Origin of the sequence: Salinicola tamaricis, from assembly GCF_003006155.1 — a bacterium.
Taxonomy (GTDB): domain Bacteria; phylum Pseudomonadota; class Gammaproteobacteria; order Pseudomonadales; family Halomonadaceae; genus Salinicola; species Salinicola tamaricis.
The window spans coordinates 2974312-3000657 of the sequence record NZ_CP023559.1; the positions used below are offsets into that span (position 1 = coordinate 2974312).

The 26346-nt window shown below is 66.9% G+C and carries 21 protein-coding genes and 5 pseudogenes; 20 read left to right on the top strand and 6 right to left on the bottom strand.

Annotated elements, in window-relative coordinates:
• The first annotated feature begins 78 nt into the window (after positions 1-78).
• Entirely contained in the window at positions 79-990 is a 912-nt protein-coding gene (gene epsC / locus CN538_RS13720; protein WP_106419802.1) for a serine O-acetyltransferase EpsC, read from the top strand.
• 133 nt (positions 991-1123) lie between these two features.
• Positions 1124-2976, top strand: a pseudogene (gene ilvD / locus CN538_RS13725) (dihydroxy-acid dehydratase).
• A 156-nt stretch (positions 2977-3132) separates the two neighbouring features.
• On the opposite strand, the gene cmoB reads toward ilvD, so the two are convergent.
• Positions 3133-4173: a tRNA 5-methoxyuridine(34)/uridine 5-oxyacetic acid(34) synthase CmoB gene (gene cmoB / locus CN538_RS13730; protein ID WP_106419803.1), complete on the bottom strand. Its 1041-nt coding sequence runs from the start codon at positions 4171-4173 to the stop codon at positions 3133-3135.
• A 55-nt stretch (positions 4174-4228) separates the two neighbouring features.
• Positions 4229-4966, bottom strand: a pseudogene (cmoA, locus tag CN538_RS13735) (carboxy-S-adenosyl-L-methionine synthase CmoA); the annotation flags it as partial.
• A 268-nt stretch (positions 4967-5234) separates the two neighbouring features.
• Here cmoA and pgi point away from each other — a divergent pair.
• The 12 genes and pseudogenes from pgi (at position 5235) to CN538_RS13780 (ending at position 17464) form a co-directional block, all read left to right on the top strand.
• A pseudogene (pgi, locus tag CN538_RS13740) lies at positions 5235-6883 on the top strand (glucose-6-phosphate isomerase).
• Between the two features lie 4 nt (positions 6884-6887).
• A complete protein-coding gene (locus tag CN538_RS13745) occupies positions 6888-7544 on the top strand; it encodes a YqiA/YcfP family alpha/beta fold hydrolase (RefSeq protein ID WP_242495119.1) in 657 nt (218 codons plus the stop codon).
• Between the two features lie 189 nt (positions 7545-7733).
• Positions 7734-8039, top strand: a complete 306-nt coding sequence (locus CN538_RS26395) for an ATP-binding protein (protein WP_422917506.1) — start codon at positions 7734-7736, stop codon at positions 8037-8039.
• A complete protein-coding gene (locus tag CN538_RS26400) occupies positions 7987-8457 on the top strand; it encodes a DNA topoisomerase IV subunit B family protein (RefSeq protein ID WP_422917507.1) in 471 nt (156 codons plus the stop codon). Before CN538_RS26395 ends, CN538_RS26400 begins: the two co-directional genes overlap by 53 nt.
• Positions 8417-8809: pseudogene (locus CN538_RS26405) on the top strand (DNA topoisomerase IV subunit B); the annotation flags it as partial. The gene CN538_RS26400 and the pseudogene CN538_RS26405, both read left to right, overlap by 41 nt.
• A complete protein-coding gene (locus CN538_RS26410) occupies positions 8775-9611 on the top strand; it encodes a toprim domain-containing protein (protein ID WP_422917508.1) in 837 nt (278 codons plus the stop codon). The pseudogene CN538_RS26405 and the gene CN538_RS26410, both read left to right, overlap by 35 nt.
• Before the next feature lie 178 nt (positions 9612-9789).
• A pseudogene (parC, locus tag CN538_RS13755) lies at positions 9790-12040 on the top strand (DNA topoisomerase IV subunit A).
• A 114-nt stretch (positions 12041-12154) separates the two neighbouring features.
• Positions 12155-13369, top strand: a complete 1215-nt coding sequence (serB, locus tag CN538_RS13760) for a phosphoserine phosphatase SerB (protein ID WP_106419805.1) — start codon at positions 12155-12157, stop codon at positions 13367-13369.
• Positions 13370-14071: 702 nt separating this feature from the next.
• Positions 14072-15304, top strand: coding sequence for an HD domain-containing phosphohydrolase (locus CN538_RS13765; protein ID WP_106419806.1), 1233 nt, complete (start codon positions 14072-14074; stop codon positions 15302-15304).
• A 102-nt stretch (positions 15305-15406) separates the two neighbouring features.
• Positions 15407-16465 carry a M4 family metallopeptidase gene (locus CN538_RS13770; protein WP_242495120.1) on the top strand — a complete coding sequence of 353 codons (1059 nt, stop codon included), beginning with the start codon at positions 15407-15409 and terminating at the stop codon, positions 16463-16465.
• 12 nt (positions 16466-16477) lie between these two features.
• On the top strand, positions 16478-16804 hold the full coding sequence (locus tag CN538_RS13775; protein ID WP_106419807.1) for a protealysin inhibitor emfourin: 327 nt from the start codon (positions 16478-16480) through the stop codon (positions 16802-16804).
• Between the two features lie 225 nt (positions 16805-17029).
• A complete protein-coding gene (locus tag CN538_RS13780; RefSeq protein WP_106419808.1) occupies positions 17030-17464 on the top strand; it encodes a DUF3465 domain-containing protein in 435 nt (144 codons plus the stop codon).
• 5 nt (positions 17465-17469) lie between these two features.
• Here the strand turns inward: CN538_RS13780 and CN538_RS13785 are convergent, their stop codons facing one another.
• On the bottom strand, positions 17470-18165 hold the full coding sequence (locus CN538_RS13785) for a glycosyltransferase family 2 protein (protein WP_106419809.1): 696 nt from the start codon (positions 18163-18165) through the stop codon (positions 17470-17472).
• A 318-nt stretch (positions 18166-18483) separates the two neighbouring features.
• On the opposite strand from CN538_RS13785, the gene CN538_RS13790 reads away from it, so the two are divergent.
• From CN538_RS13790 to CN538_RS13800, 3 genes are all read left to right on the top strand, one after another.
• Positions 18484-19137 carry a response regulator transcription factor gene (locus tag CN538_RS13790; protein ID WP_340638341.1) on the top strand — a complete coding sequence of 218 codons (654 nt, stop codon included), beginning with the start codon at positions 18484-18486 and terminating at the stop codon, positions 19135-19137.
• The gene (locus CN538_RS13795; RefSeq protein ID WP_106419811.1) at positions 19134-20528 is read left to right on the top strand and encodes an ATP-binding protein; all 1395 of its coding nucleotides are present in this window, start codon (positions 19134-19136) and stop codon (positions 20526-20528) included. The genes CN538_RS13790 and CN538_RS13795 overlap by 4 nt, the downstream gene beginning before the upstream one ends.
• A gap of 101 nt (positions 20529-20629) precedes the next feature.
• Positions 20630-20959: a DUF2834 domain-containing protein gene (locus CN538_RS13800; protein ID WP_106419812.1), complete on the top strand. Its 330-nt coding sequence runs from the start codon at positions 20630-20632 to the stop codon at positions 20957-20959.
• Here the strand turns inward: CN538_RS13800 and epmB are convergent.
• Positions 20954-21979, bottom strand: coding sequence for an EF-P beta-lysylation protein EpmB (gene epmB / locus CN538_RS13805; protein WP_106419813.1), 1026 nt, complete (start codon positions 21977-21979; stop codon positions 20954-20956). The genes CN538_RS13800 and epmB overlap by 6 nt on opposite strands.
• Positions 21980-22068: 89 nt before the next feature.
• On the opposite strand from epmB, the gene efp reads away from it, so the two are divergent.
• The 3 genes from efp (at position 22069) to epmA (ending at position 24544) form a co-directional block, all read left to right on the top strand.
• The gene (gene efp / locus CN538_RS13810) at positions 22069-22635 is read left to right on the top strand and encodes an elongation factor P (RefSeq protein WP_106419814.1); all 567 of its coding nucleotides are present in this window, start codon (positions 22069-22071) and stop codon (positions 22633-22635) included.
• Positions 22636-22793: 158 nt separating this feature from the next.
• Positions 22794-23564, top strand: coding sequence for an SDR family oxidoreductase (locus CN538_RS13815; RefSeq protein ID WP_106420657.1), 771 nt, complete (start codon positions 22794-22796; stop codon positions 23562-23564).
• Between the two features lie 2 nt (positions 23565-23566).
• Positions 23567-24544, top strand: coding sequence for an EF-P lysine aminoacylase EpmA (gene epmA / locus CN538_RS13820; RefSeq protein WP_106419815.1), 978 nt, complete (start codon positions 23567-23569; stop codon positions 24542-24544).
• 94 nt (positions 24545-24638) lie between these two features.
• Here epmA and arfB read toward each other — a convergent pair whose 3' ends face one another.
• A complete protein-coding gene (gene arfB / locus CN538_RS13825; RefSeq protein WP_106419816.1) occupies positions 24639-25055 on the bottom strand; it encodes an alternative ribosome rescue aminoacyl-tRNA hydrolase ArfB in 417 nt (138 codons plus the stop codon).
• 239 nt (positions 25056-25294) lie between these two features.
• Complete coding sequence (locus CN538_RS13830) at positions 25295-25744, bottom strand: nucleotide triphosphate diphosphatase NUDT15 (RefSeq protein ID WP_106419817.1); 450 nt, start codon at positions 25742-25744, stop codon at positions 25295-25297.
• Positions 25745-26346: the final 602 nt, after the last annotated feature.

The window sequence follows — 26346 nt, forward strand, 5'->3', positions numbered from 1 at the left end:
CCTCGCCGTGGTTGGTCAATGCGGCGTCGAGTCGTATGATATCGCTCCGGCCCGCGCGCAGATTCAAAGGACACGCTGATGCAACACGTCAACTGGCAGCTCGATGGCATCGTCACCCAGCTTCGCGCGACCCGCGAACAGTGGCGCGCCCAGAACGGTCGCGAGAAAGAGCGTGGCTGCCGCGAGCTGCCGTCGCGACATCGCCTGCGCGATACCCTGGATGTCCTCAGTGGCGCGCTCTTTCCGATGCGCCTGGGGCCCTCGGATCTGCGCAAGGAGAGCGAGGACTTCTACGTCGGTCACACCCTCGACCGGGCGCTCAACGCGCTGCACGAAGAGGTACTCCTGGAGCTGCGCTACATGGCGCGTCTGGACGGTGAGCGCGACAGCGACCCCAGCGAGCGCGCCAATCAGATCGTGCAGGGCTTCGCCGACAGCCTGCCGGCGCTGCGTCGACGCCTCGATGGCGATGTGATGGCGGCTTACTACGGTGACCCCGCCGCGCGCAGTGTCGACGAGGTACTGCTCTGCTATCCCGGCGTGCACGCGGTGATCTACCACCGGATCGCGCACTACTTCTATCGCGCCGGCGCCGGTCTAGTGGCACGGATCATTACCGAGCTGGCCCACTCCGACACCGGGATCGACATTCACCCCGGTGCGCAGATCGGTGAAGGCTTCTTCATCGATCACGGCACCGGCGTGGTGATCGGCGAGACTGCGATCATCGGCGACCGCGTGCGCCTCTATCAGATGGTGACCCTCGGCGCCAAGCGCTTCCCGGCCGACGAGAAGGGGCATCTGGAGAAGGGCCTGCCGCGCCATCCGATCGTCGAAGACGACGTGGTGATCTACGCTGGCGCCACGATTCTCGGCCGTATCACCGTCGGCCGCGGATCGATCATCGGGGGCAACGTCTGGCTCACCTGCAGCGTGGAACCCGGCAGCAATATCACTCAGGCAAACATCCAGAGTGGTCCGTGTCCCTGAATTTGGGCGACACCTTTCGACGCGCACCCCTGCCGCCGCGTCGTCCTGCGCGGGTGCCCTAAGCCCGCCGCTGAGACCCTGACACGACCCGGGCCCGGCCAGGCCGGCCCCGCCCCAGACAGATGAGGACAGCATGCCCGAGTATCGCTCGCGAACCACCACCCAGGGCCGCAACATGGCCGGTGCCCGCGCCCTGTGGCGCGCCACCGGGATGAAGGACGACGACTTTCACAAGCCGATCATCGCCGTCGCCAACTCATTCACCCAGTTCGTTCCTGGCCACGTGCACCTGAAGGACATGGGCCAACTGGTGGCGCGTGAAATCGAAAAAGCCGGCGGGGTGGCCAAGGAGTTCAATACCATCGCGGTCGACGATGGTATCGCCATGGGCCACGACGGCATGCTCTATTCGCTGCCGAGCCGTGACATCATCGCCGACAGCGTCGAGTACATGGTCAATGCCCACTGTGCCGATGCGCTGGTGTGCATCTCCAACTGCGACAAGATCACCCCTGGCATGCTGATGGCGGCCATGCGTCTCAACGTGCCCACCATCTTCGTCTCCGGCGGGCCGATGGAGGCCGGCAAGACCAAGCTGCTCGACCATGGCCTCGACTTGATCGACGCCATGATCTCCGCCGCCGACGACAAGTACAGTGACGACGAGATCGCCGAGATCGAGCGCAGCGCCTGCCCCACCTGTGGCAGCTGCTCGGGTATGTTCACCGCCAACTCGATGAACTGCCTGACCGAGGCGCTGGGCCTGGCGCTGCCCGGCAACGGTACCATGCTGGCGACCCACGCCGACCGCCGTCGACTGTTCGAGACCGCGGGCGAGCGCATCGTCTCGCTGGCCAAGCGCTACTACGAGGGCGACGAGGCGCATCTGCTGCCGCGGGCCATCGGCTCCAAGACCGCTTTCCGCAACGCGATGACGCTGGATATCGCCATGGGCGGCTCGACCAACACCATCCTGCACCTGCTGGCCGCGGCGCAGGAGGCGGAGGTCGACTTCACCATGGCCGACATCGACCGCCTGTCGCGGGAGGTGCCGCAGCTGTGCAAGCTGGCGCCCAACACCCAGAAGTACCATGTCGAGGATTGCCACCGCGCCGGCGGCATCATGGGGATTCTGGGTGAGCTCGACCGCGCCGGAGTGCTGGATACCTCGGTGCCCACCGTCTATGGCGACTCGCTGGCCGTCGCGCTCGACGAGTGGGACATCATGCGCAACCCGACCCCGGAAGTGGTCGAGTTCTACAAGGCCGGTCCCGGCGGCGTGCCGACCCAGCAGGCGTTCTCGCAGGCGGCGCGCTGGCCGTCGCTGGACGGCGACCGCGCCGAGGGTTGCATCCGCAGCCTGGAGCACGCCTTCTCGCGCGAGGGCGGCCTGGCCGTGCTCTACGGCAACATCGCCGAGAACGGCTGCGTGGTGAAGACGGCCGGCGTTGACGACTCCATCCTGGTGTTCGAGGGGCCGGCCCATGTGGTCGAGTCCCAGGACCAGGCGGTCGAGCGCATTCTCGCCGGTCAGGTGAAGGCGGGAGAAGTGGTGGTGATCACCTACGAGGGGCCGAAGGGCGGCCCGGGCATGCAGGAGATGCTCTATCCGACCTCCTACCTGAAGTCGAAAGGGCTCGGCAAGGCCTGCGCGCTGATGACCGACGGCCGCTTCTCCGGCGGCACCTCGGGGCTCTCGATCGGCCATGTCTCGCCGGAGGCTGCTGCCGGCGGGGCGATCGGGCTGGTCGAGAGCGGCGACACCATCCGTATCGACATCCCCAATCGCACCATCGAGGTGCTGCTCTCCCCACCGAGGAGTTGGCGCATCGCCGCCAGGCCATGGAGGATCGCGGTGTCCAGGCGTGGAAGCCGACGATCCAGCGCGAGCGCAAGGTCTCCGCGGCGCTCAAGGCCTACGCCATGCTGGCGACCTCGGCCGACCGCGGCGCGGTGCGCGACCTGGACAAGCTCGAGGAGCGCTAGGCTGTAGATCCCAATGGCTCTCCAGACTGACTGAATGCACCTGGTCGCCATGACCGAGAACGCCCGCTGACACGCGGGCGTTCTCTTTTGGGGAGCGCTTCTGTGGCGGGCTTTGCGCGGGCTGGGTGCCCCCGGTATCTATACAAGGCCCTAAGGTCAGCGTTGCGGCTTACGTGCGATCAGCGTCGCCCTACGCGGCGCGGGGTAGCCTTCGATCGTCCGGCTGCGGTCCTGCGGATCGAGGAAATCGGCCAGCGAGTGGAACCTCATCCAGTCGGTGGTGCGCTGCTCGTCGAGGCTGGTGACGGTCTCATCGACGCAGCGGATCGCCTCGAAGCCGCAGCGCGCGAGCCAGTGCGCCAGCGCCCGCGACGATGGCAGGAAGTAGACGTTGGGCATGCTGGCGTAGCGCTCGCCGGGCATGAACACGGTCTGTTCGTCGCCTTCGACCACCAGGGTCTCCAGCACCAGTTCGCCGCCGGGGACGAGAGCATCCTTGAGCTGCAGCAGATGTTCCAGCGGCGAGGCACGGTGGTAGAGCACGCCCATCGAGAACACCGTATCGAAGGCGGCGAGGCGCGACGGTACGTCCTCGATGCCCACCGGCAGGAAGTGGGTGCGGTGGCCGTCGGCGTCGCCGACGAAGTGACGCACTGCCTGGAACTGGTAGTAGAAGCGCGGGGAGGGGTCGATCACCAGCACGAAGGCGGCCCCGGCGCCGGCCATGCGCCAGGCGTGGTAGCCGCTGCCACCGCCGACGTCGAGCACCCGGCGCCCGGCCAGCGGCGAGAGGTGCGGCGCCACGCGCTGCCACTTCCAGTCCGAACGCCACTCGGTATCGATGGTGAGGTCGCCGAGCCGATAGGGCCCCTTGCGCCACGGCATCAGAATACGCAGCAGGTTCTCGCAGCGGCGGCGATCGGCGTCATCGAGATCGACCTCGACGCTGACTGTGTCGGCGTCGAGGTCGACCCGGCGCGCCGCGGGCAGTGCGGGTAGCTTGGCCACTGCCTTCTCCCATGCGGGCAGATCGCCGTGGCGTTGGCGGTCGAGCCCGCGGGCGAGCTGCTCGGGCAGGGCGGCCAGCCAGCGGGTCAGCCCCTGGTCGAGAAAGGCCAGATAGAGACGGCGCTCGGCCTCGGCCAGCGTTGTGGTGGCGTCGCGGCTGTCTGTTGGCAGGTTTGAGGGCTGGCTCATGGGGGTCGCCACCTGCGCTAGTGTCGGCGGTCTCTGCCCTGGCGCCGCCCGCGCGCTCCTTGAAGGCGACCATCGAGGCGAAGTTGAGATACTGGAACCAGGTCGTCACGCGGCCGAAGCCGGCCGCTTGCAGCCGTGCCTGATGCTGCGCCAGGGTATCGGGCACCAGCACGTTCTCCAGCGCGGTGCGCTTCTGGCTGATCTCCATGTCGCTGTAGCCGTTGGCGCGCTTGAAGTCGTGATAGCGCTCCACCAGCCAGGCGTTCTCCTGCTCGTCGGGGGCAACGATTTTCTCAGACAGCACCAGGATGCCGCCGGGTTCGAGCGCCTCGAAGAGTCGCGCGATCACCGCGTCGCGATCCGCCGGCGGCAGGAACTGCAGCGTGAAGTTGAGCACGATCATGCCGCTGGCCCGATAGTCGAGCTCACGAATGTCGCCCTCGACGAATGCCAGCTGATGGCGTGGGGCCTCGGTCTCGGCGGTGGCACGGGCGCGGGCGAGCATCGCCGGTGACAGGTCGACCCCGGTCAGCGCGAACGCCTCCGGCGCCAGGCGCCCGGCCAGTGAAAGCCCCACTGCGCCCAGCGAGCAGCCCAGGTCGTAGACGTGTGCGCCGTGGCGCAGGTGGCGCTCGGCGAGCAGGCCGAGCATGCCCAGGATCTGGCCGTAGCCGGGAATCGAGCGGCGCACCATGTCGGGAAAGCACGCCACGACCTGCTCGTCGAACGAAAAACTGGCCACGCGATCGAGGGGTGTCGAAAAGATGGCGTCACGGTAAGATGCGTCAGTCATTGTCGGAAGACTACGTGGAAGATCCGTTTCATCGTGGAAGATCATTTTCATCGGGAGCGCGTGACGCGAGCGACGGGTCGCGGACGACGCTGAGTACCGGGCGTAGTGTACGTTTTGCGCGCCTGGGCTGCACGTGACCGGCGCACGCCGGGAGGGCGCCCCGGCCTGCTTTATTTGCGCCGGCCTGCTTCGTGTTGGCCTACTTGGTGCCTTTGTGCCCCGACGCTGCGCGTGCGACACCCGTTCCCGATACAAGGAGAGTCAATCGATGTCGATCCGTGAGACCCAGGCATGGCAGGCACTCGAGCAGCAGCTCGAGGATGGCATGCGCGATGTCCACCTCAAGACCCTGTTCCAGCAGCCGTCGCGTTTCGAGACCTTCGCCCTCGAGGCGGCGGGCATTCACCTCGATCTATCCAAGCAGCGCTGGACCCCGGCAGTGCGCGAGCGACTGATCGCGCTGGCAGAGGAGGCTCGGGTCCCCGCGGCCATCCAACGGCTGCTCAGCGGTGAGCGGGTCAACCAGACCGAGGATCGGCCAGCATTGCACAGTGCGCTGCGGCTGCCGCGGGAGGCCAAGCTGGAGGTCGAGGGCGTCGATGTCGTCGGCGAGGTGCACGCGACCCTCGACAAGATGGAGACCCTGGTCGGCAAGCTGCTGCAAGGGCAGTGGCGCGGTGCCACCGGCAAGCCGATCACCGACGTGGTCAACCTCGGCGTCGGCGGCTCCGACCTCGGCCCCTTGATGGTGACCTCGGCGCTGGCCGACTTCGAGCCGGACCACGCCCACGAGGTGGCGACCCACTTCGCATCCACTATGGATGGCTCGCAGCTGGCGGATTTCCTCAGCTGGCTCAATCCCGAAACCACGCTGTTCATCCTGTCGTCGAAGTCTTTCGGCACCATCGACACGCTCTCCAACGCTTCCACGGCGCTCGATTGGATCGCCTCGCGCTTGGGCGGTGACGAGAAGCTGATCAAGCGCTTCCACTTCGTCGGTGTCTCGACCAAGCCGGACAAGATGAGTGAGTGGGGCATCGATCCGGCCAACCAGCTTTTGTTCTGGGACTGGGTCGGCGGGCGCTACTCGCTGTGGAGTGCCATCGGCTTGCCGATCGCCATTCGTGTCGGCATGGACAACTTCCGGCGTCTGCTCGCCGGCGCCACGCCATGGACGAGCACTTCCGCACCGCGCCGCTGGCCGAGAACCTGCCGGTGCAGCTGGCGCTGATCGGGATCTGGAACGTCAACTTCCTCGATATCCGCTCCCACGCGGTGCTGCCCTACGATGGCCGGCTCAAGCATCTGCCGGGCTATTTCCAGCAGTTGGAGATGGAGTCCAACGGCAAGTCGGTGACCAACGACGACGCCGTGGTCGATTACTCCACCTGTCCGGTGATCTGGGGCGAGATCGGCCCCAACGGCCAGCACGCCTTCTATCAGCTGTTGCACCAGGGCACGCAGCCGGTGGCGTGCGACTTCCTGGCGCCGATCAACCGCTACAACGACGTCGAGGATGTGCGCTTCCGTGACGATCTGATGGCTCAGCACCGCCTGGCGCTGGCCAACTGCTTCGCCCAGTCGCGGGTGCTGATGCTGGGTGACGATGCGATCAAGTCGGAGACCACACCGCCGAGCTACAAGCGCTATCGCGGCAACCAGCCCTCGACCACGATGCTCTTCGACAGCCTCAACCCGGCCACGCTGGGGGCGCTGATCGCGCTCTACGAGCACAAGGTGTTCGTCCAGGGCGTGATCTGGAACATCGACTCCTTCGATCAGTGGGGCGTGGAGCTGGGCAAGAAGATCGCCACCGAGACCGAGGAGATCATCGCGACCCAGAGCGGGCTCGATGCCCTCGACGACTCCAGCCGCGGCCTGATCGAGGCGATCTGGCGCGGCCAGCAGCAGGCGTGAGCGGGTGCCTGCGCACTCTGCCGTGATGGTGAGCGAGTCCGCCGGTGTTTCGACGCCGGTGGATTCGCTACTCTATCTGCACGGCTTCAACAGTGCCGGTGCCTCGCCCAAGGCGCAGCTGGTGGCTGCTGCCTGCGAGACGCTGGCGGGGCAGGGTGGGCGCGAGCTGGCCTGTGCCACGCCGGACCTGCCGCACTACCCCCAGGCCGCCCTCGACCACGCCGAGGCGTGCCTAGGCGAGCTGCCCGATACCACGCTGCTGGTAGGCAGCTCCATGGGCGGCTTTCTCGCCACCTGCCTGGCCGAGCGCCACGGCCTGCCGGCAGTGCTGATCAACCCTGCGGTTCAGCCGGCGCGCTTCGTGGCCGATTATCAGGGACAGCACCTGGTCAACGCCTACACCGGCGACTCCTTCACCATCGGCACTGCCCACCACGAGCAACTGCTGGCGCTGCAGTGGTCGCGTCTGGTGCACCCCCAGCGCTATCTGCTGCTGCTGGGTAGCGCCGACGAGACGCTCGACTGCCGCGATGCGCTACGCGCCTACGCCGGCTGTCGCATGCTGATCCATCCCGGTGGCGACCACGGCTTCAGCGAGTTGGCGCGCTATCTGCCGGCGCTGTTCGCGCACGGCGGCTGGACGCTGCCGCCGGTGGTCTGACCCCGGCCGTTGGCACCTCGGGTATCAGCGCCTGGCGCAACCCGGTACTGATGATTTGAACAGTGGTGTATGATGTCCGCCGCGGTGACGGATACCGCCGATAGTCACGCTTTCGATATCGGCGGCGTCCAGGCCGTAGGACCGCTGCGGCATCACCCCTTCGTTTCTGCAAATACGGCGAGACACTGCATGACGCAATACAGTGCCAGCTCCATCGAGGTCCTCTCGGGGCTCGATCCGGTCCGCAAACGGCCGGGCATGTACACCGATACCTCCCGCCCCAACCACCTGGCGCAGGAGGTGATCGACAACAGCGTCGACGAGGCGCTGGCGGGCCACGCCCACGATATCCGCGTGGTGCTGCTCGACGACGGCGGCATCGAGGTCTCCGACGACGGCCGCGGCATGCCGATCGATCTGCACCCCGAGCACGGGGTCCGGGGTGGAGCTGATCCTGACCCGGCTGCATGCGGGCGGCAAGTTCTCGCAGTCTAGCTACCGCTTCTCCGGCGGCCTGCACGGGGTCGGGGTCTCGGTGGTCAACGCGTTGTCGACCCGGCTCGAGGTCGAGGTGTGCCGCGACGGCAGCCGCTACCGGATCGCCTTCGAGAAGGGCGAGAAGGTCGAGGAGCTGGCGGTGATCGGTAGCTGCGCCAAGCGCGCCACCGGTACCGTGGTGCGTTTCTGGCCGGAAGCCGGCTACTTCGACAGTCCCAAGCTGTCGCTGCCGCGGTTGAAGCATCTGTTGCGGGCCAAGGCGGTGCTCTGCCCGGGGCTCAAGGTCTCGCTCAAGGAGAGTGACGGCAACGAGAGCGTGTGGCAGTACGCCGACGGCCTGCGCGAATCTGGCCCAGGCCACCGATGGCTTCGAGGTGCTGCCGGCAGCGCCGTTCACCGGCCATTTCGAGGATGACGAGCAGGCGGTCGACTGGGCCATCCAGTGGCTGCCGGAGGGCGGCGAGCCGCTGCTCGAGTCCTACGTCAACTTGATCCCCACGCCCCTCGGCGGGACCACGTCAACGGCTTCCGCAGCGGGCTGCTCGAGGCCGTGCGGGAGTTCTGCGAGTACCGCAACCTGTTGCCGCGCGGGTCAAACTGAGCCCCGAGGATCTGTGGGAGCGGTCTCGTTCGTGCTCTCGGTGAAGATGCTCGACCCGCAGTTCGCCGGCCAGACCAAGGAGCGGCTGTCGTCGCGGACCGTGGCCGGCTTTGTCTCCGGGGTGGTCAAGGATGCCTTCTCGCTGTGGCTCAACCACCATACCGATCAGGCCGAAGCGCTGGCCGAGCTGGTGGTCAGCGCTGCCCAGCGGCGCCAGAAGAAGTGCCAAGAAGGTGGCGCGCAAGAAGGTCACCTCCGGCCCTGCGCTGCCGGGCAAGCTGGCCGACTGCTCGGGCCAGGACCCGGTGGCCAGCGAGCTGTTCCTGGTCGAGGGCGACTCCGCCGGCGGCAGCGCCAAGCAGGCGCGCAATCGCGAGACCCAGGCGATCCTGCCGCTGCGCGGCAAGATCCTCAACACCTGGAGAGTGGAGTCGGGCGGGGGATATCTACACTCCCAGGAGGTCCACGACATCGCCGTGGCGATCGGTCTCGACCCCGGCAGCGACGACCTCTCCAAGCTGCGCTACCACAAGGTGTGCATCCTCGCCGACGCCGACTCCGACGGCTTGCACATCGCGACGCTGCTGTGCGCGCTGTTCGTGCGCCACTTCCCGGCGCTGGTGGATGCCGGCCACGTCTTCGTCGCCATGCCGCCGCTCTACCGCATCGACCTGGGCAAGGAGGTCCACTACGCCCTCGACGAGAGCGAGAAGGCCTCGATCCTCAAGCGCTTGGAGGGCAAGCGTGGCACGCCCAATGTCCAGCGCTTCAAGGGCCTGGGCGAGATGAGCCCGCTGCAGCTGCGCGAGACCACCATGGCAGTGGACACGCGGCGGCTGGTGCAGCTCACCCGCGAGCTCGACGACGGTACGCTGGAGATGATGGACATGCTGCTGGCGCGCAAGCGGGCGAGCGATCGCAAGAGCTGGCTAGAGGATTACGGCAACCTGGCGGATATCGAAGTATGAGCATGCCTGCGCGTGGCTCATACGGCGTTGAACGCTGAGCGCCGAATGCTCATTGACACCCAGTCAACTCCGCTTCGTCGCTCATCGTTCGCCTTGTCTGAGTCACGCTCGGCGATGCCCTCGAGGGATGTCGAGAGGCAACGATCGGTAGCTCGAATCGTTGAATAGGAATCGATAAATGACCATGGATATCCAGGTGGCGGAGGGCGACGTCGAACGCCTTTCGCTCAAGGAGTACACCGAGAAGGCGTACCTCGACTATTCGATGTACGTGATTCTCGACCGCGCCCTGCCGCACATCGGTGACGGCATGAAGCCGGTGCAGCGGCGCATCGTCTACGCCATGCGCGAGCTGTCGCTGACCGCCAACGCCAAGTACAAGAAGTCGGCGCGTACCGTCGGCGACGTGCTGGGTAAGTTCCACCCCCACGGCGACAGCGCCTGCTACGAAGCGATGGTGCTGATGGCGCAGCCGTTCAGCTACCGCTATCCGCTGGTCGACGGCCAGGGCAACTGGGGTAGCCCCGACGATCCCAAGTCATTCGCCGCGATGCGCTACACCGAGGCGCGGCTGTCGCGCTTCTCCGAGACCCTGCTCGCCGAGCTGGGGCAGGGTACGGTGGACTGGACCCCCAACTTCGACGGCACCCTGAACGAGCCGTCGGTACTGCCCTCGCGTCTGCCCCACGTACTGCTCAACGGCGGTACCGGGATCGCGGTGGGCATGGCGACCGACATCCCGCCGCACAACGTGCGCGAAGTGGTGGATGCCACCTGCCACCTGCTGCGCCATCCCGGCGCCAGCGTCGCCGACCTGATGGCCTATGTGCCGGCGCCGGACTTCCCCACCGAGGCCGAGATCATTTCGCCGGCCGCGGACCTGCGCAAGCTCTACGAGAGTGGCCGCGGTTCGGTCAAGCTGCGCGGGCGCTACGGGCGCGAGGACGGCAACATCGTCATCACCGCGCTGCCGTATCAGGTCAGCGGGGCCAAGGTGCTCGAACAGATCGCCGCCCAAATGCAGGCCAAGAAACTGCCGATGGTGGCCGATCTGCGCGACGAGTCGACCCATGAGACGCCGACCCGGCTGGTGATCGAACCGCGTTCCAACCGCATCGATGTCGAGGGGCTGATGGCGCATCTGTTCGCCACCACCGATCTCGAGAAGAACGTGCGCGTCAATCTCAACGTGATCGCCCTCGACGGCCGGCCGCGGGTGATGCCGCTCAACGACATGCTTGGCGAGTGGCTCACCTTCCGCCGCGAGACGGTACGCCGGCGCAGCCAGCACCGTCTCGACAAGGTCGAGGAGCGTCTGCATATCCTCGAAGGCTTGCTGGCGGCCTATCTCAACATCGATGAGGTGATCCGCATCATCCGCGAGGAGGACGAGCCCAAGCCGGCGCTGATGGCGGCGTTCGGGCTCAGCGAGCGCCAGGCCGAAGCGATTCTCGAACTGCGCCTGCGCCACCTGGCCAAGCTCGAGGAGATGAAGATCCGCGGCGAGCAGGACGAGCTCGAGGCCGAACGCCAGCGGCTGCAGAAGCTGCTGGGCAGTGAGGCGGCCATGACCAAGCTGATCGAGAAGGAGCTGCGCGAGGCTGCCAAGACCTATGGCGACGAGCGCCGTTCGCCGCTGGTCGAGCGCAGCGAGGCCAAGGCGCTCTCCGAGGTCGAGCTGCTCGGCGCCGATCCGGTCACCGTGGTGCTCTCCGAGAAGGGCTGGATTCGCGCCGCGCGGGGGCATGACATCGACCCGGCGGGGCTCTCCTACAAGGCTGGCGACAAGTTCCATCTCGCTGCCCGCGGCAAGACCAACCAGCCGCTGGTGCTGCTCGACGATAGCGGCCGCAGCTACACCCTGAGCGCCCACAATCTGCCGTCGGCGCGCGGGCAGGGCGAGCCGATCACCGGGCGGATCAATCCGCCGCGGGGGCGAGCATGATCGGGTTGATGCTCGACGTGCCCGAGGCGCGCTATCTGCTCGCCACCGACGCCGGCTACGGCTTCGTGGTCAAGCTCGAGGATCTGCTCGGCAAGAACAAGGCCGGCAAGGCGGTGCTCTCGGTGCCCCAGGGCTGCAACGTGCTGCCGCCGCAGCCGATACCGGCCGGTGATACGCTGCGCGTGGCGGTGGTCTCCACTGAAGGCCGGCTGCTGGTGTTCGCGCTCACCGATCTGCCCGAGATGGCCAAGGGCAAGGGCAACAAGATGATTGCGATTCCCGGCCAGCGCGCCACCAACCGCGAGGATTCGTGCGCGATCTGGTACTGCTGCCGGAAGGCGCGGCGCTGGTGGTGCACGCCGGCAAGCGCAAGCAGACGCTCAAGGCGGCCGATCTCGACTACTATGCCGGCGAGCGCGGGCGGCGCGGCAGCAAGCTGGCGCGGGGCTTCCAGAAGGTCGACCGGCTCGAGGTCGAAGGCTGAGCGCGCCGCCAGGCGCCACCCTGTGAAGACGACATCGACTGACAAGCATGCGGCCCGGTGCTGCCGGCCGCGCTACTGACGAAAGGGGCGTCGACGGCGCCCCGTGGGGAGACAATGGCACGACGTTTCGTGATAAGAGCCACCGGCCCGGCGCGCCCGGGACAGACCGCTACCCTGAGTACCGCGCTGGCAACGGCGGGGCTGCGGCTACTGGACATGGACCAGCACGTGGCTTTTGGTCAGGTCCGCCTGGAGGCGCTGGTCGAGACCGACGACGAGGTCGACGTGGCCGCGCTGCTGCCGAGTGCCGGTGATATCTGCGGACTCGACTGCCGGGTCGAGGCGGTCACCCCCGAGATCACCCTCGGCTGGGCCGAGGAAGCTGCCTCACCGCGGTGGATACTCAGCGTGCTGGGGCCGCGCATCAGCGCCGAGATGGTGGCCGAGGTGGCCACGCTGACCGCCAGCGAGGGGCTGACCATCGAGCGCATCAAGCGGCTCTCGGCGCCGCCGCGCCTCGATGCCGCGCCCGAGGCGCTGCCCCACGGTGCCTGCCTGCAGTGGCGGCTACGCGGGGAGTCCGCCGATCCCCAGGCACTGCGCGAGCGCATGCTGGCGTTGAGCGAGCGTTTCGCGGTCGACGTCACCCTGCAGTCCGCCGAGCTATGGTCGCGGCATCGACGCCTGGTCTGCTTCGACATGGATTCGACCCTGATCCAGGCCGAGGTGATCGACGAGCTGGCCCGGCGCCACGGGGTGTTCGACGAGGTGGCAGCGATCACCGCACGGGCGATGCGCGGTGAGCTCGACTTCCAGCAGAGCTTCCGCGAGCGCATGCGCAAGCTGGAGGGGCTGGACGAATCGGTACTCGCCGAGATCGCCGAGTCGCTACCGCTGATGCCCGGGGCGGAGCGTCTGATGCGCCATCTCAAGCGTCTGGGGTATCGCACTGCGATCCTCTCCGGCGGGTTCACCTACTTTGCACGCTACCTGCAGCAGCGACTGGGCTTCGACGAGATCCATGCCAACGAGCTGGTGATTCGCGATGGCAAGGTGACCGGCGAGGTCGCCGAGCCGATCGTCGACTCCGCACGTAAGGCGCAGCTGCTGGCACAGATCGCCAAGCGCGAGGGGCTCGATCTGGCCCAGACCGTCGCCGTGGGTGACGGCGCCAACGATCTCCAGATGCTGGCACGTGCGGGGCTGGGTGTCGCCTTCCATGCCAAGCCGCTGGTGCGCCGCGAAGCCGCGCTCTCGGTCTCGACGCTGGGACTGGATGGTCTGCTCTATCTGCTGGAGTACCCCGAGCAAGCGCTGGACGGAGAGTGACGCGCGGGCCGTCGGGGGGCGGCGGAGTGGTTGCCGAGATTGCTGCCGTTAGCGGTCAGATAAAGTTGCCGTTAGCGGCCAGATAAAGTTGCCGTTGGCGGCCAGATAAAGTTGCCGTTGGCGATTAAATAAAGTTGCCTCGCGCCAGTCTCGGCAGCAGCGTAAGGCAACCGAATGTTGTAGATTGTATCCATGATTTGCAGCCACCCCCGAGATCTCGCATGAGCAACTCCGCCTCGACCGATATCGTCAACCCCTTGGCCAAGTGGGAGTGGCTCGATCCGCTTTGTATCCAGGGCAGCGTCAATCTGGCGTTCGATCAGGGGGGCACGTCGTGGCCGGACTGCTTGACGACATCGAGCGCGATCACGCGTTGATCGTGGACATCAGCGCCGTTCCCGCGCTGGCCGAGCAGCTCGAGCGAGGCGATGCTTTTCATCTCTTTGGGCATGTCAACGGTGCCATGGTGCGTACTTCGACCCTGGCACTAATCGAGTGGCTCGATATCGATGGCGTCGAGAGCGCCCGGCGGCGTCTGCGCTGCAGTTACCCCGAGTGGCTCAGCACGGTGCATCGACGCAATAGCTTCCGCGCCCCGATTCGCGCCGAGATGGGCGTCGACACGCGTTTGGGCCTGGAAGATCGCGAGATGCCGGTGGTCGCGGAGCTGCGCAATCTCTCCTTGGGGGCTGCCTGCTGGCGATGCCGCTGGCACAGGCTGTTGCACTCTCCGAGAATCAGCGTTTCGCGCCGCTCGAACTGCACTTTCCCAGTCGCCAGTCGCTGCGCCTCAGCGGGTCTATTCGCCACGTGCGCAGCGATGAGGGGTGGCGCGAGGCGCTGGTCGGCTGTGAGTTCGACGAACCCGGCATCGATACCGAACGGCTGCTGTGGTACTGCGTCAAGGAGGCTGAGCGCGAGAGCGCACGCAGCGTGACGACCCGAGACAAGGCGCTGTCGCCCTCGCCGTTGTTCCGGGGGCCGGACGGCAAGCGCCCGGCGCCGAGGCAGCCGGAGGCGACCTCGCTGCCTGTCGGCAACGCCACCGCGCGGCGGCTCAAGAAGATCGCCGACTATCTCAGTGCGCAGATCCTGACGCTGCAGAACGGCGGCTCTATCGTGTCATCACTGCTGTCGCGCCACGCCGATACCCTGGTCACCCTGAGCGGCCAGGGTCATGACGCGCTGCTCTATGCGCTCGGTTACCTGCACGGGGAAACGCCGCTGGTGCGCCACTCGCTCGGCGTTGCGGTACGTGCCACCGATCTGGTTCGCTGGCAGGGCTATCCCGAGGACGTGATCAAGGCGGTGGCGGCCAGCGCGCTGGTGCATGACCTGGGCAAGTGCCAACTGCCGACGTCGATTCTGGAGAGTCGTGAGCCGCTCGATGCCGAGGCGCGTGCGCGTCTGGCCGAGCACGTGCCGACAGTGCTCGCCCAGCTCGAGACGTGTCGCTGGCTGTCACCGGAAATTGCCCGGGCCATCGTCGGTGAGGCCAACGAACGGCGCGACGGCAGCGGCTATCCGGCGGCCCTGGACGACACACAGTTGAGCGCGCTGGGGCGCATGATGGCGGTGGTCGATGTGATCGACGCGCTGGGCCAACCCCGCGCGGATCGTGACGCCTGGCCCCTGCTCGAGCGCTATCGTCATGTGCTGGGACATCCGGCGCTGTTCGATGCCACCTGGGCGCAGCGTTACGTGCGTCGCTTCGGCACCTCGCCGGTGGGCTCGCTGGCACGCTTCTCCAGCGGTGCGTTGGCCTGGGTGCAGCGTATCGATGATCAAGGGCGGCCGGCCCAGGTGCATCTGGTACTCAATACCAAGAGCCCCCAGCGGCGCCTCGATCAGATACTCAAGGACGAAGATATCGCCCAGCTCGGCAAGTGCGAAGGCGTGTTGCCCGAGGCGAGTTACGGCCTGCATCCGAGCTGAACTCGCTCGAATCCGAGGCGGTGACAAAACGCAACAGGGTCTTAACGGCATGCCTGCCGGGCCTGATCCACACTGACTGTGACTGCGATCCCATCACAGGAGGTGTCCGATGCCAGCGACGACGCGCCCAGGTCAATTCTCCGGCTTCATGCCCCCACATGTGCTGGAGCGTATTCTCTCCCACGGCAACGCGCGCTTGCAGCGCTGCGCCCAGGCCACACTCAAGGCCGATGCCCAGTTTCGTTTGCGCAACGCCGCTCAGCCCGCGGCACGCCCCGCCGATGGCAAGCGTGGCGGCGAACCGGCCCGGTATATTTATACCGCTGCTCAGCAGGAGATCCTCCCGGGGGAGCGGGTACGCAGCGAGGGCGACCCCGAGAGCGGCGATGTTGCCGTCGACGAGGCCTATCGCTGGCTGGTGCGACCTACCGCTTTTACTGGGAGGTCTTCTCCCGCGACTCCATCGATGCCCAGGGTATGGCGCTGCTGGGGACCGTTCACTACGGTGAAGATTACGACAACGCCTTCTGGAACGGCGCGCAGATGGTCTTCGGTGATGGTGACGGCGAGCTGTTCAATCGGTTTACTGCGGCACTCGACGTGGTCGCCCACGAACTGACCCACGGCGTGATCGAACGCGAAGCGGGGCTGATCTACGCGGATCAGTCCGGCGCGCTCAATGAGTCTCTGGCCGATGTGTTCGGCGTCATGGTCAAGCAGCACCACTTCGAGCAGGCGGCCGAGGAAGCCGATTGGCTGATCGGCGAGGGGCTGCTTACCGAGCGGGTCAACGGTCGGGCGCTGCGCTCCATGGCCAACCCTGGCAGCGCTTACGACGATCCGGTGCTGGGCAAGGATCCGCAGCCGGGGCACATGGACGCCTTCGTCAACACCGCCTCGGACAACGGCGGGGTGCATATCAACTCCGGCATTCCCAATCGCGCCTTCTATCTGGCTGCGACGCGTCTCGGTGGCTTCTCCTGGGAGGCCGCCGGTCCGGTATGGTTCGATGCGCTGCGTGATTCGCGCCTGGCGCGGGACGCGGATTTCGCCACCTTCGCCGAGATCACCGTGCGCTGCGCGCAGCAGCGTTTCGGCGCCGACAGCCCGGTGATGGATGCCGTTCGCCAGGCCTGGGTCGATGTGGGAGTCCTGCGGTGAGCGCGCGCGGGTGTGCCCCGGCTGGCATCGACGGCGGTGCTGGCGGTGGTGCGCGAAGGGGGCTTCGCTGCCATGCCGGGGCTGGAGCGACCGCGGCGGATCGAGTGCGGCAAGCTCAGCCCGGGCCAGCGCGAACGACTCCAGCGGCTGCTAGACGAGATCGACCGCCAGGCGCCGGCCGAGCCGGTAGCGGGCGCCGACCGACGTATCTTCCGGCTGTTTCTCGAGCAGCCGGAAGCCGAATGTTGGCAGTGCGCGCTCGATGAGACACAGGCACCGCGCGGCGTGGTGGGGCTGTGGCAGCACGGCCCCGGTGCGCTGGACGAGCCGGAAACCTGAACCGCGACCGGCTATTTTTCTTTTTCAGGAAACTCTATTGGTATATCGCACTCTGATTGAGTAGCCCAGGACGGGCACACAGCGTAGGCCGAGCCCGATTTTGGGGTTCGGCCTCTTTTTTGCGCCCGGCGCGTATACAGATCTGCACACGTGCCGCGGATCAGCCACAGGCTTTATCGCGTGTCGTCCCGGTGTCACAGTGTCTCCCTGGCAAGGGAAGAGACCATGACCCGAATGACAAGGCGAAGCATCGGCGGTGTAGTCATCGCGCTGCTGTTGGCGGCACTGGTGGTGCCGATGCTGGCTCACTGGCAGGCGCCGATACCCTCGACGATGACACCGCGGGCGGCCTTCGAGACGCAACGTGAAGCCGTCTGGGTCGAGGGCGAGGGGCGCGTCAAGCGTCTACTGCCCGATGATGACGAGGGAAGCCGGCATCAGCGCTTCATCCTCGCACTCGGCGATGGCCAGACGCTGCTGATGGCTCACAACATCGATCTGGCGCCGCGGCTCGACGAGCTCGCGCAAGGCGACGAGATGCGCTTTCGCGGCGAGTATGTCTGGAATGCTCAAGGGGGCGTGGTGCACTGGACCCACCGCGACCCGCGTGGCGAACGGCCGGGAGGATGGATCGAGTGGCATGGGCGGCGCTACCGCTAGGAGACTTACGCCGGGCGGCGCGCGAGACCTGGCGTGGACGCCAGCGTCGGGCCTGTCGCCACTGCATCAGGGTCTCGCGCCGAGTGTCGCGAACGAAGGTCGCGGTGCGTATGTCGCGATGGCGTCACCGGCGTGCGCCAGTGGATCGGGTGCTGACCCACGCGACCGCCACCGCGGCGGATCAGCAGCGGCAGAAAACGTATCAGGCCCTTTAGCGGTGGCAGGGCGCACAGCGCCTCGCGCTCGATCAGATACATCCCTTGGGCGAACTGGTGGCCAGTGGTGAAAGGTGCCGCCAGCCGTGCCAGCGAACGCTGTGTCCTCGAGGCGTGGTGTGCTCGCCCCTGTACCAGCGCCAAGCCCTGATGTCGCGCCATGCAGAGCATCTCGGGAAGGTCGTGGGGGTCGGCACGGCGGCTGCTGTCCAGAGTCACCAGCCAGTCGCCCTGGGCCTGGTCTGCCGCCTGGCTCAGAGCAGCGTCGATATCGCCTGTCCACGGCAGCACTTTGACCTGGACGGGGTCGAGTGACAGCGTCTCGAGCGCCTGTGCGAAACCGGTATCCCGCCTGCCGTCGAGGATCAGGAACTCCAGCGCTCGGGCATGCACCAGAGCGTGCGAAGCTTCTTCGATCAGCGCCGCGACCTGGGGCGCGGGGGCAGTGGCGAAGACGATCAACGAGAGCTTGGGCAGTGCGAGCATCGTGGTCTCCCTGGGCATGGGTGGCTTGCGCAGCGGGTCGTTGGACGGACCTGTCCACGGTCGGGATCGACTGTGACAGGGTTTCCTTAACTCAGGCTTAGAAACGGGCCTGGGATGTGCTCGTCCACCTCCGCGGCGCCAGGCTGCGCGCTGCCGATGACTCGGTGATGACTGCGCCGGACACGCGAGCAGACGACGTTGTATGCTGAAGCCATGCCTGCGACGCTGCGCCGAGCCACGCGGTCGGGCGAGGTAGCAGACGTGAGATACCGGCTCGAGCCGAGCCGGGGCAAGACGAGAGAGAAAGCTATGCGGGTAATGCTGGTGGAAGACGACCCCCTGCTCGGTGAGGGGGTGGTCGAGGTGCTGCGGCGCGAGAACATCACGCCGGAGTGGCTTAGCGAGGGGGAGGGCGTATGCGAGGCGCTGGCGAACTCGGCTTTCGATGCCCTGATCCTCGATGTCGGCCTGCCCGATATCGACGGGTTCGAGGTGCTCAAACGGCTGCGTGGGGCCCAGTGCCAGATACCGGTGCTGATGCTCACCGCCCGGGACGGTGTCGAAGATCGCATCCGCGGGCTCGACGGTGGCTGCGACGACTATCTGGTCAAGCCGTTCGATAGTGGCGAGCTGCTGGCGCGTCTGCGCGCGCTGGTCCGGCGCAGCGCCGGGCGCGCCTCGCCGCAGGTGACCCATGGTCTGCTCAGCCTCGACCCGGCCGCCCATGAGGTGCGTCTGGCCGGCGAACTGGTCCCCCTGGGGCGGCGAGAGCACGATCTGCTGGCCTATCTGATGACCCATCCGGGTCAGGTGTTTTCCCGCGACCAGTTGGTGGAGGTGCTCTACGGCTGGAATGCCGAGGTCGAGAGCAACGTCATCGAGGTGCATGTCCACCATCTGCGACGCAAGTTCGGTAGCCGCGTCGTCGCCACCGTGCGGCATGTCGGCTATCGCATGGGGGAGACCGGTTGATTTCGATCAGACGCTATCTGCGGCGCGTGCTGCTGATTTCGGTGACGTCGATCACCGCGGTGGCGGCGTTGTGGAGCTACTACGACACCCGCGACCAGATCGATGAGCTGTTCGATGCCGAGCTGGCCCAGACCACGCGCACCATGGTGGCGCTCTACTTCGCCTATCGTGCCGGGTCGGAAAACGACCAGGCCGCGCCGGTGGATATCCAGCTCGAGGCGCCGCTGGTGCCGGACAATGCCACCGATGCGCCGACCGCCCTTGGCCATCCCTACGAGAAGAAGCTGGGGTTCCAGGTGTGGGACGAGCAGGGGCGGGCGCTGTTCGGCATGCAGCCGACCGGCGCGCTGCCGGCGCTCGAACGGCGCCCCGGCTACTCCCATGCGCGCAGCGGTGGCCACGACTGGCGTACCTTCACCCTGCACGACGAGGCCCGTGGCGTATGGGCCAGCGCCGCCCAGCGCGATGATGTGCGCGACGAGCTGACCTGGCAGATCGCGCTGCGCAATCTGATGCCGCCGGTCATCGGGGTACTGCTGATCGCGCTGCTGATCCCGTTTGCCATTGCCCGCGGCTTCTCGCCGCTGCTGCGGGTCAGCCGGCAGATCACTGCGCGCCAGCCCAACTTCCTCGAGCCGCTGGATGCCAGCCAGGTACCGGAGGAGATTCGCGGCATGGTCGACGCGCTCAATGGCCTGTTCGCGCGATTGGCCGAGACCCTGGAGAAGGAGCGTCGCTTCACCGCCAACGCCGCCCATGAACTGCGCACACCGCTGGCGGCGGTCAAGGTCCATGCCCAGAATCTGCTCAGCGAGACCGACACCGAGAGCGCGCGACGCGCGGCACAGTCGATCATCAACGGCGTCGACCGCATGACCCGGGTGGTCGAGCAACTGCTCACCCTATCGCGGCTGGAGAGCGGCCAGGCGATCACTCGCCAGACGGTGCGGCTGGCGCGGCTGGGCGGCGAGCTGGTCCGCGACATCCAGCCACTGGCCGCGCAGCGCGACATCCACTTGACTCAGCAGTTGCCCGAGGGGCTCAGCGTGCAGAGCTACGAGAATGGCCTCTATGTACTGCTGCGCAACCTGCTCGACAACGCCATGCGTTATACCCCCAGCGGCGGCCAGGTGCACCTGCGCATGGCCGCCGAGGCATCGCAGCTGCATATCGAGATCGCCGACACTGGCCCCGGTATCCCGCCCCAGGAGCGCGAGCGGGTATTCGAGCGCTTCGTGCGTCTGGCGGGGCAGAAGACCAGCGGCTCGGGATTGGGCCTGTCGATCGTGAAAGAGCTGGTCGAGCGTCTGGAGGGCGAGATTCGCCTCGACGATACCTCGCTGCCCGCGACCAGCGGCCTCAGCGTTCACGTCTATCTGCCGCTATCCTGAGCGTAAGCGGTAGCGCTGCGGGGGGGCGCGCCGTTACCAGTCAAGGTGGTGCGGCGGCCGATGCGATAACGGCCGCCGGGCCCGCAAGCGGGAGATGAGAGATGCTGCGTTTCTGGGTGCCGCTGACGGCACTGATCGCCTTTTCGGCCTACACCGTCTATGCCATCGCGACCAGCGACCAGAGCCTGGGGGCTTTCGCCAGCGAGCTGATGCGCAAGCCGACCACGGCGCTGGTGGTATTCGACGTCTATCTGGCGCTGGTAATGCTGGCGGTATGGATGTTCTTCGACGCCCGGCGTCGGGGGCACGGGCTGGCCTATTTGCTGGTGTTCTATGTGATTACCTTCTGCTTCGGCTCGGCCGGGCCGCTGGCCTATCTCACCCTGCGTGGTTGGCGTGACTGGCGCGCCGCGTCGAGCCGCACCTCATAGCGGGGTCTTGCTCGCCTCGCCGGGAATCTCGCGCACCAGCCGCGGCATCAAAAAGCCGGGTAGACGCTCGCGCAGTGCCGCCACCAAGGCCCGTGCGCTGTCGTCGTCGACATCGAAGTGGGCCGCGCCGCTGACTGGATCGAGCACGTGCAGGTAGTAGGGCAGCACACCGGCGGCGAACAGCCGTTCCGACAGTTCGGCCAGGGTGTCCACGCGATCGTTGATGCCGCGCAGCAGCACGCTCTGGTTGAGCAGGGTGACGCCGGCGGCCGCCAGACGCCGGCAGGCGTCGACCACCGCGGCGTCGATCTCCTGGGCGTGGTTGATGTGCAGTACCATGACCTTCTGCAGGCGTGTGCCGCCGAGCCAATCGAGCAGGGCGGCATCGACCCGGTCGGGAATCACCACCGGCAGGCGTGAGTGGATGCGCAGGCGCTGAAGGTGGGGGATCGTCTCCAGCCGCGCGACCAGTTCGGCAAGGCGCCGGTCCGGCGAGGCCAGCGGATCGCCGCCGGAGAGGATCACCTCACGGATCGAGGCGTCGCCGCGCAGATAGTCGAGGCTGGCGTCCCACTCGCGCATCGAGGGGGCGTGCTCGGCGTAGGGAAAGTGGCGCCGGAAGCAGTAGCGGCAGTTGATCGCGCAGGTTGGGCTGGCGATCAGCAGCACTCTCCCGGCATATTTGTGGATCAGCCCGGGGCGCGGGGTATGCTCGCGCTCGGCCAGCGGGTCGGCGACGAAGCCGCCGACGGCATCCTGCTCCGCTGCCAGCGGCAGCACCTGACGCAGCAGCGGGTCGTCGGGGTCGGCGTGGCGGATACGCGCCAGGTAGGCTTCGGGCACCCGTACCGGGAACAGCGCGTGACCCGCACTGGCGCCGGGCAGCAGCGCCGGGTCGAGGCCGAGGCGCTGGCACAGCACCCGCGGGTCGCGGATCACCTCGCGCAGCTGGTGCTGCCAAGCCGCGGGAGCGCGCGATTCGGCTTCACGATGCACGGCGATCGGGGTTCGGGTTATCATGCGGACCACCTGAGTTAGAACGCGCCCTGGCAGCGCTGTTACGGAATTCTCGTCGCGGACGCCCCGCGATCGTTCATTAGTGAGGAAACATGGCGAACTATTCTACCAACGAATTCAAGGGCGGCCTGAAAGTCATGCTGGATGGCGACCCGTGTAACATTCTCGAGAACGAATTCGTCAAACCCGGCAAGGGCCAGGCGTTCAACCGCGTCAAGCTGCGCAACCTGATCACCGGTCGGGTCTGGGAGCGGACCTTCAAGTCGGGCGAATCGCTCGAGGGCGCCGACGTCATGGACCTCGACATGGAGTACCTCTACACCGACGGTGACATGTGGCACTTCATGAAGACCGACGGCTCGTTCGAGCAGTACGCGGTCGACCGCAAGGCGATCGGCGACGTCGAGAAGTGGCTCAAGGAGCAGGCGGTCTATACCGTCACCCTGTGGAACGATAACGCCATTGCCGTCAGCCCGCCCAACTTCCTCGAGCTCGAAGTGGTCGAGACCGACCCGGGTCTCAAGGGTGACACCGCCCAGGGCGGTTCCAAGCCGGCAACGCTCTCCTCCGGTGCGGTGGTTCGTGTCCCGCTGTTCATCAACCAGGGCGAAGTGCTCAGGATCGATACGCGCAGCGGCGAGTACGTCTCCCGCGCCTGAGGCTGGCGCCGGCCTCGAAGTCGCGCTGGTGCAGGTTGGGTGTCAGCCAGATTGGCCACGCTTCGGCGTGGCCTTCTGCGTTCTTCTACCGGCAGCGGGGCGGAATGGCCAGCGTGCTCGAGCCGTTGAATGCTGCGGCGCCATTGGAGGCGATCGGGATGGGCAGACTGACGGGGCGGACCGCCCTGATCACCGGCGCGGCCAGCGGCATAGGCCTGGCCACAGCGCTGCGTTTTGCCGTAGAGGGTGCGGACCTGGCGCTGCTCGACCGCGACCGGGCGGCGCTGACGCGCGCCTGCGAGCGTGTCGAACAGGAGAGCGGCCGCCGGGTGATGAGCGTCGAGGCTGACGTCGCCGAGGCCGATAACGTCGCCCGCGCTGTGGCCGAGGCCGCGGCGGCGCTCGGGCCGCTCGAACTGCTGGTCAATGCCGCCGGGGTCAACGTCTTCAGCGATCCGCTGACCACCGACGAGGCGAGCTGGCGGCGCTGCCTGGCGATCAATCTGGAAGGCGCCTGGCATGTGATCCAGGCGCTGCTGCCGGAGATGCTGGCGCGCGGCTATGGCCACGTGGTCAATATCGCCTCGGTGCACGGTCACAAGATCATTCCCGGTGCCTTTCCCTACCCGGTGGCCAAGCATGGTCTGATTGGGCTGACCCGCGCACTCGGCATCGAGTACGCCGCCCGCGGGCTGCGCTTCAACTCGATCTCGCCGGGGCTGATTCGTACCCCCTCGGCCAAGGCGTGGCTGGATGGCCTCGACGACAGCGAGCGCCAGCGCCAGATTGCGCTGCTGCCGTGCCAGCGCATCGGCGAGGCGGAGGAGGTGGCCAACACCGCCTTGTTCCTGGCCAGCGACGAGGCGCGTTTCATCAATGCCACCGATATCCTGATCGACGGCGGCCGCAGCCAGGTCTATCACACGTGACGATGACGCCCAGCCCAGACGACTGGCAGCCCTCGGCAACGCGCGAGACGCTGCGCCAGCGGGCGCGGCTGCTGGCGGCGGTACGCGCCTTCTTCGCTGCCCGCGACGTGCTCGAGGTGGAGACCCCGATTCTCGGTCATGCCGGGAGTACCGACCCGCACCTCGACTCGCTGTCGCTGCGCGCGACCACCCCCGCCGGACGCGAGACGCTGTGGCTGCAGACCTCGCCGGAGTTCCATATGAAGCGCCTGCTGGCGGCGGGCAGCGGGCCGATCTTCCAGCTCGCCCGCAGCTTTCGCGATGGCGAAGTAGGGCGGCGCCACAATATCGAGTTCACCATGCTCGAGTGGTATCGCCCCGGCTTCTCGCTGGCGGCGCTGATCGATGAGTGCGAGGCGCTGATCCGCACGCTGATACCGGCGGCCGGCGCGGCCCGTCGGCGACGCTACCGCGAGCTGTTTCGCGAGGCGCTGGCGCTCGACCCCTTCACCACGCCATTGACCGAGCTGCAGCGGATGGCGGGCGAGCGCGGCGGGCTCGATATGGCCGACAGCGATCGCGATGGCTGTCTCGACCTGCTGATGAGTCTGGTCATCGAGCCGACACTGGGGCGCGAGGGTATCGATGTGGTGGTGGACTATCCCGCCAGCCAGGCGGCGCTGGCGCGCAAGCGGGTCGATGAGGAGGGCACCGAGGTCGCGTCTCGCTTCGAGATCTACCTGCAGGGTATCGAACTCGCCAACGGCTATGACGAGCTGACCGATGCCCGGGAGCAGGCCGCCCGTTTTCAGGATGACAATCGCCAACGCGCGGCGCTTCACAAGCCGGCCGTGGATGTCGACCGCCGGCTGATCGCTGCTCTGGCCCACGGTATGCCCGCGGGCAGCGGGGTGGCGCTGGGGATCGACCGCTTGATCCAGCTGGCGCTGGGCAAGGCGTCGGTTGCCGAGGTCATGGCGTTCCCGACGCCGCGCTGCTGACCGGCCATGGCGCTATCACGACGCCGCCGGTAGCGGCTGCAATGGCAAGGCAACCGGCGCGACGCACCAGCACCCCCCCGAGACAGACAGCGCTTCAATCACCGACCCGCCCGCGCAGGCGTTTCTTCTGGCCGTGCTTGGTCTTTTGATCGACCCGTTTGCGTTTGGCGCTGCGGCTCGGCTTGGTCGCCTGGCGTGGCTTGTCACCGTAGAGCACGGGTTTGATCAGCTGTTTCAGCCGGACGCGTGCCGCCTCCCGGTTGAGCTCCTGAGTGCGGTGTTCCTGCGACTTGATCACGATGATGCCGTCGCGGGTGATGCGTTTGTCACTCAAGGCCAGCAGTTTCTCCTTGAACCCGGGGTGCAGGCTGGAGGCGCGGATGTCGAAGCGCAGATGAATCGCCGAGGAGACCTTGTTGACGTTCTGGCCGCCGGCGCCCTGGGCGCGCACGGCGATGAGTTCGATCTCGTGGTCGGGGATCGAGACGTTGCGCGAAATCTCTAGTGCCATTCACGGGACCTCACGTGTCGCGAGAAATAATGAGAGGGGCGAGATCGCACGGCGTGGCAGCGGGAATGGGTATCTGACGAAGCGGCGCTGATGCGCCATGATGATCTCGCCCCCCAGTATGAGGGGCGAGACAAGGTAGCGGCACCGCCCGCTGAGTGCAATAGAAGAGGCGACTGCGCAACACCGAGTGCTGCAGAAAGTGTGAACTCGACGCTGGGGGGGCCGTTATCGAGGCCGGATCAGGAAGTCTCCAGCGGATAGGCGTGCCAGTCATCCGGCAGGGGCTGGCCCGCAGCCTGCGCCAGCAGTGCCGCGCTGGCAGGGAACAGCGGCCGGGGCAGGGCATCGCGGGGGAACCAGCGCCACTGGTCGAAGACCTCCGGTTCGGTGACCCGTGGTATGGGGGGATCTTGCAGATGGAGCTGCGCGGCGACGGTGATGGCGGTGCATTCGGGATTCAGCTGATGCAGGAAGGCGCTGATCTCGATGTTTGCCTCGGTGAGGATGCCGGTCTCCTCGTGCAGTTCACGCCGCGCCGCGGCGGCGAAGGTTTCATTCGGTTCGACATGGCCGCCGGGCAGGCACCAGCAGGGCGTCTCGCCCGCCTTGATGCGATAGCCCAGCAGGATCTCGCCAGCGCCGCGGGTGAGTATCAGACCGACACCGATTCTCGACATGGGGGCCGGCATCAGGCGCGCTCCTGGAGACGTGCCGGCTGGGTCAGTGCCTCGGCCACGGCGCTGGCGGCGTAGTGGCCGCTGACGAAGGCGGCGACGATGCCGCGGAACAGCCCGCAGGCGTCACCCACCACCCAAGTGGGTCGGTCGACCAGCCGCAGGCTGTCATCGACCTCCGGATACCAGCCGACGCCTTCGAGGGTGGGGCCGATCAGGCGTGTGGTGTCGTCCTCTAGCCTTGGGAAATTGTCGACCAACTGGCGTAGCCCGCGCTGCATCGCCTGTGCCAGCGGCGCGCCATAGATCCGCTCCATGGTCGCCGTGACGTCGGGATCGTCGGCGAGCCAGGCGCTGAGCGGGAGATTGAAATGCGAATCCGCGCGGCCCAGCGTGCGGGTCAGCGCAGTGATGGTCTCGCGGGCCAGCGCCTCGTCGAGAATGCGCGTATTGAAGCCGACGTTGGAGCGCTCGGTCGGGGGGCCGTCCGAGTGCCCTGAGACCGTCCATAGCCCCTGGGTTTGCGTCAATACCGTGCGTCCGTGGCGACAGGCGCAGAAAGTACGCCACTCGGTCGCCTTGTCGGCGGCGTGCAGCGTCAGCTTGGGATCGAGATC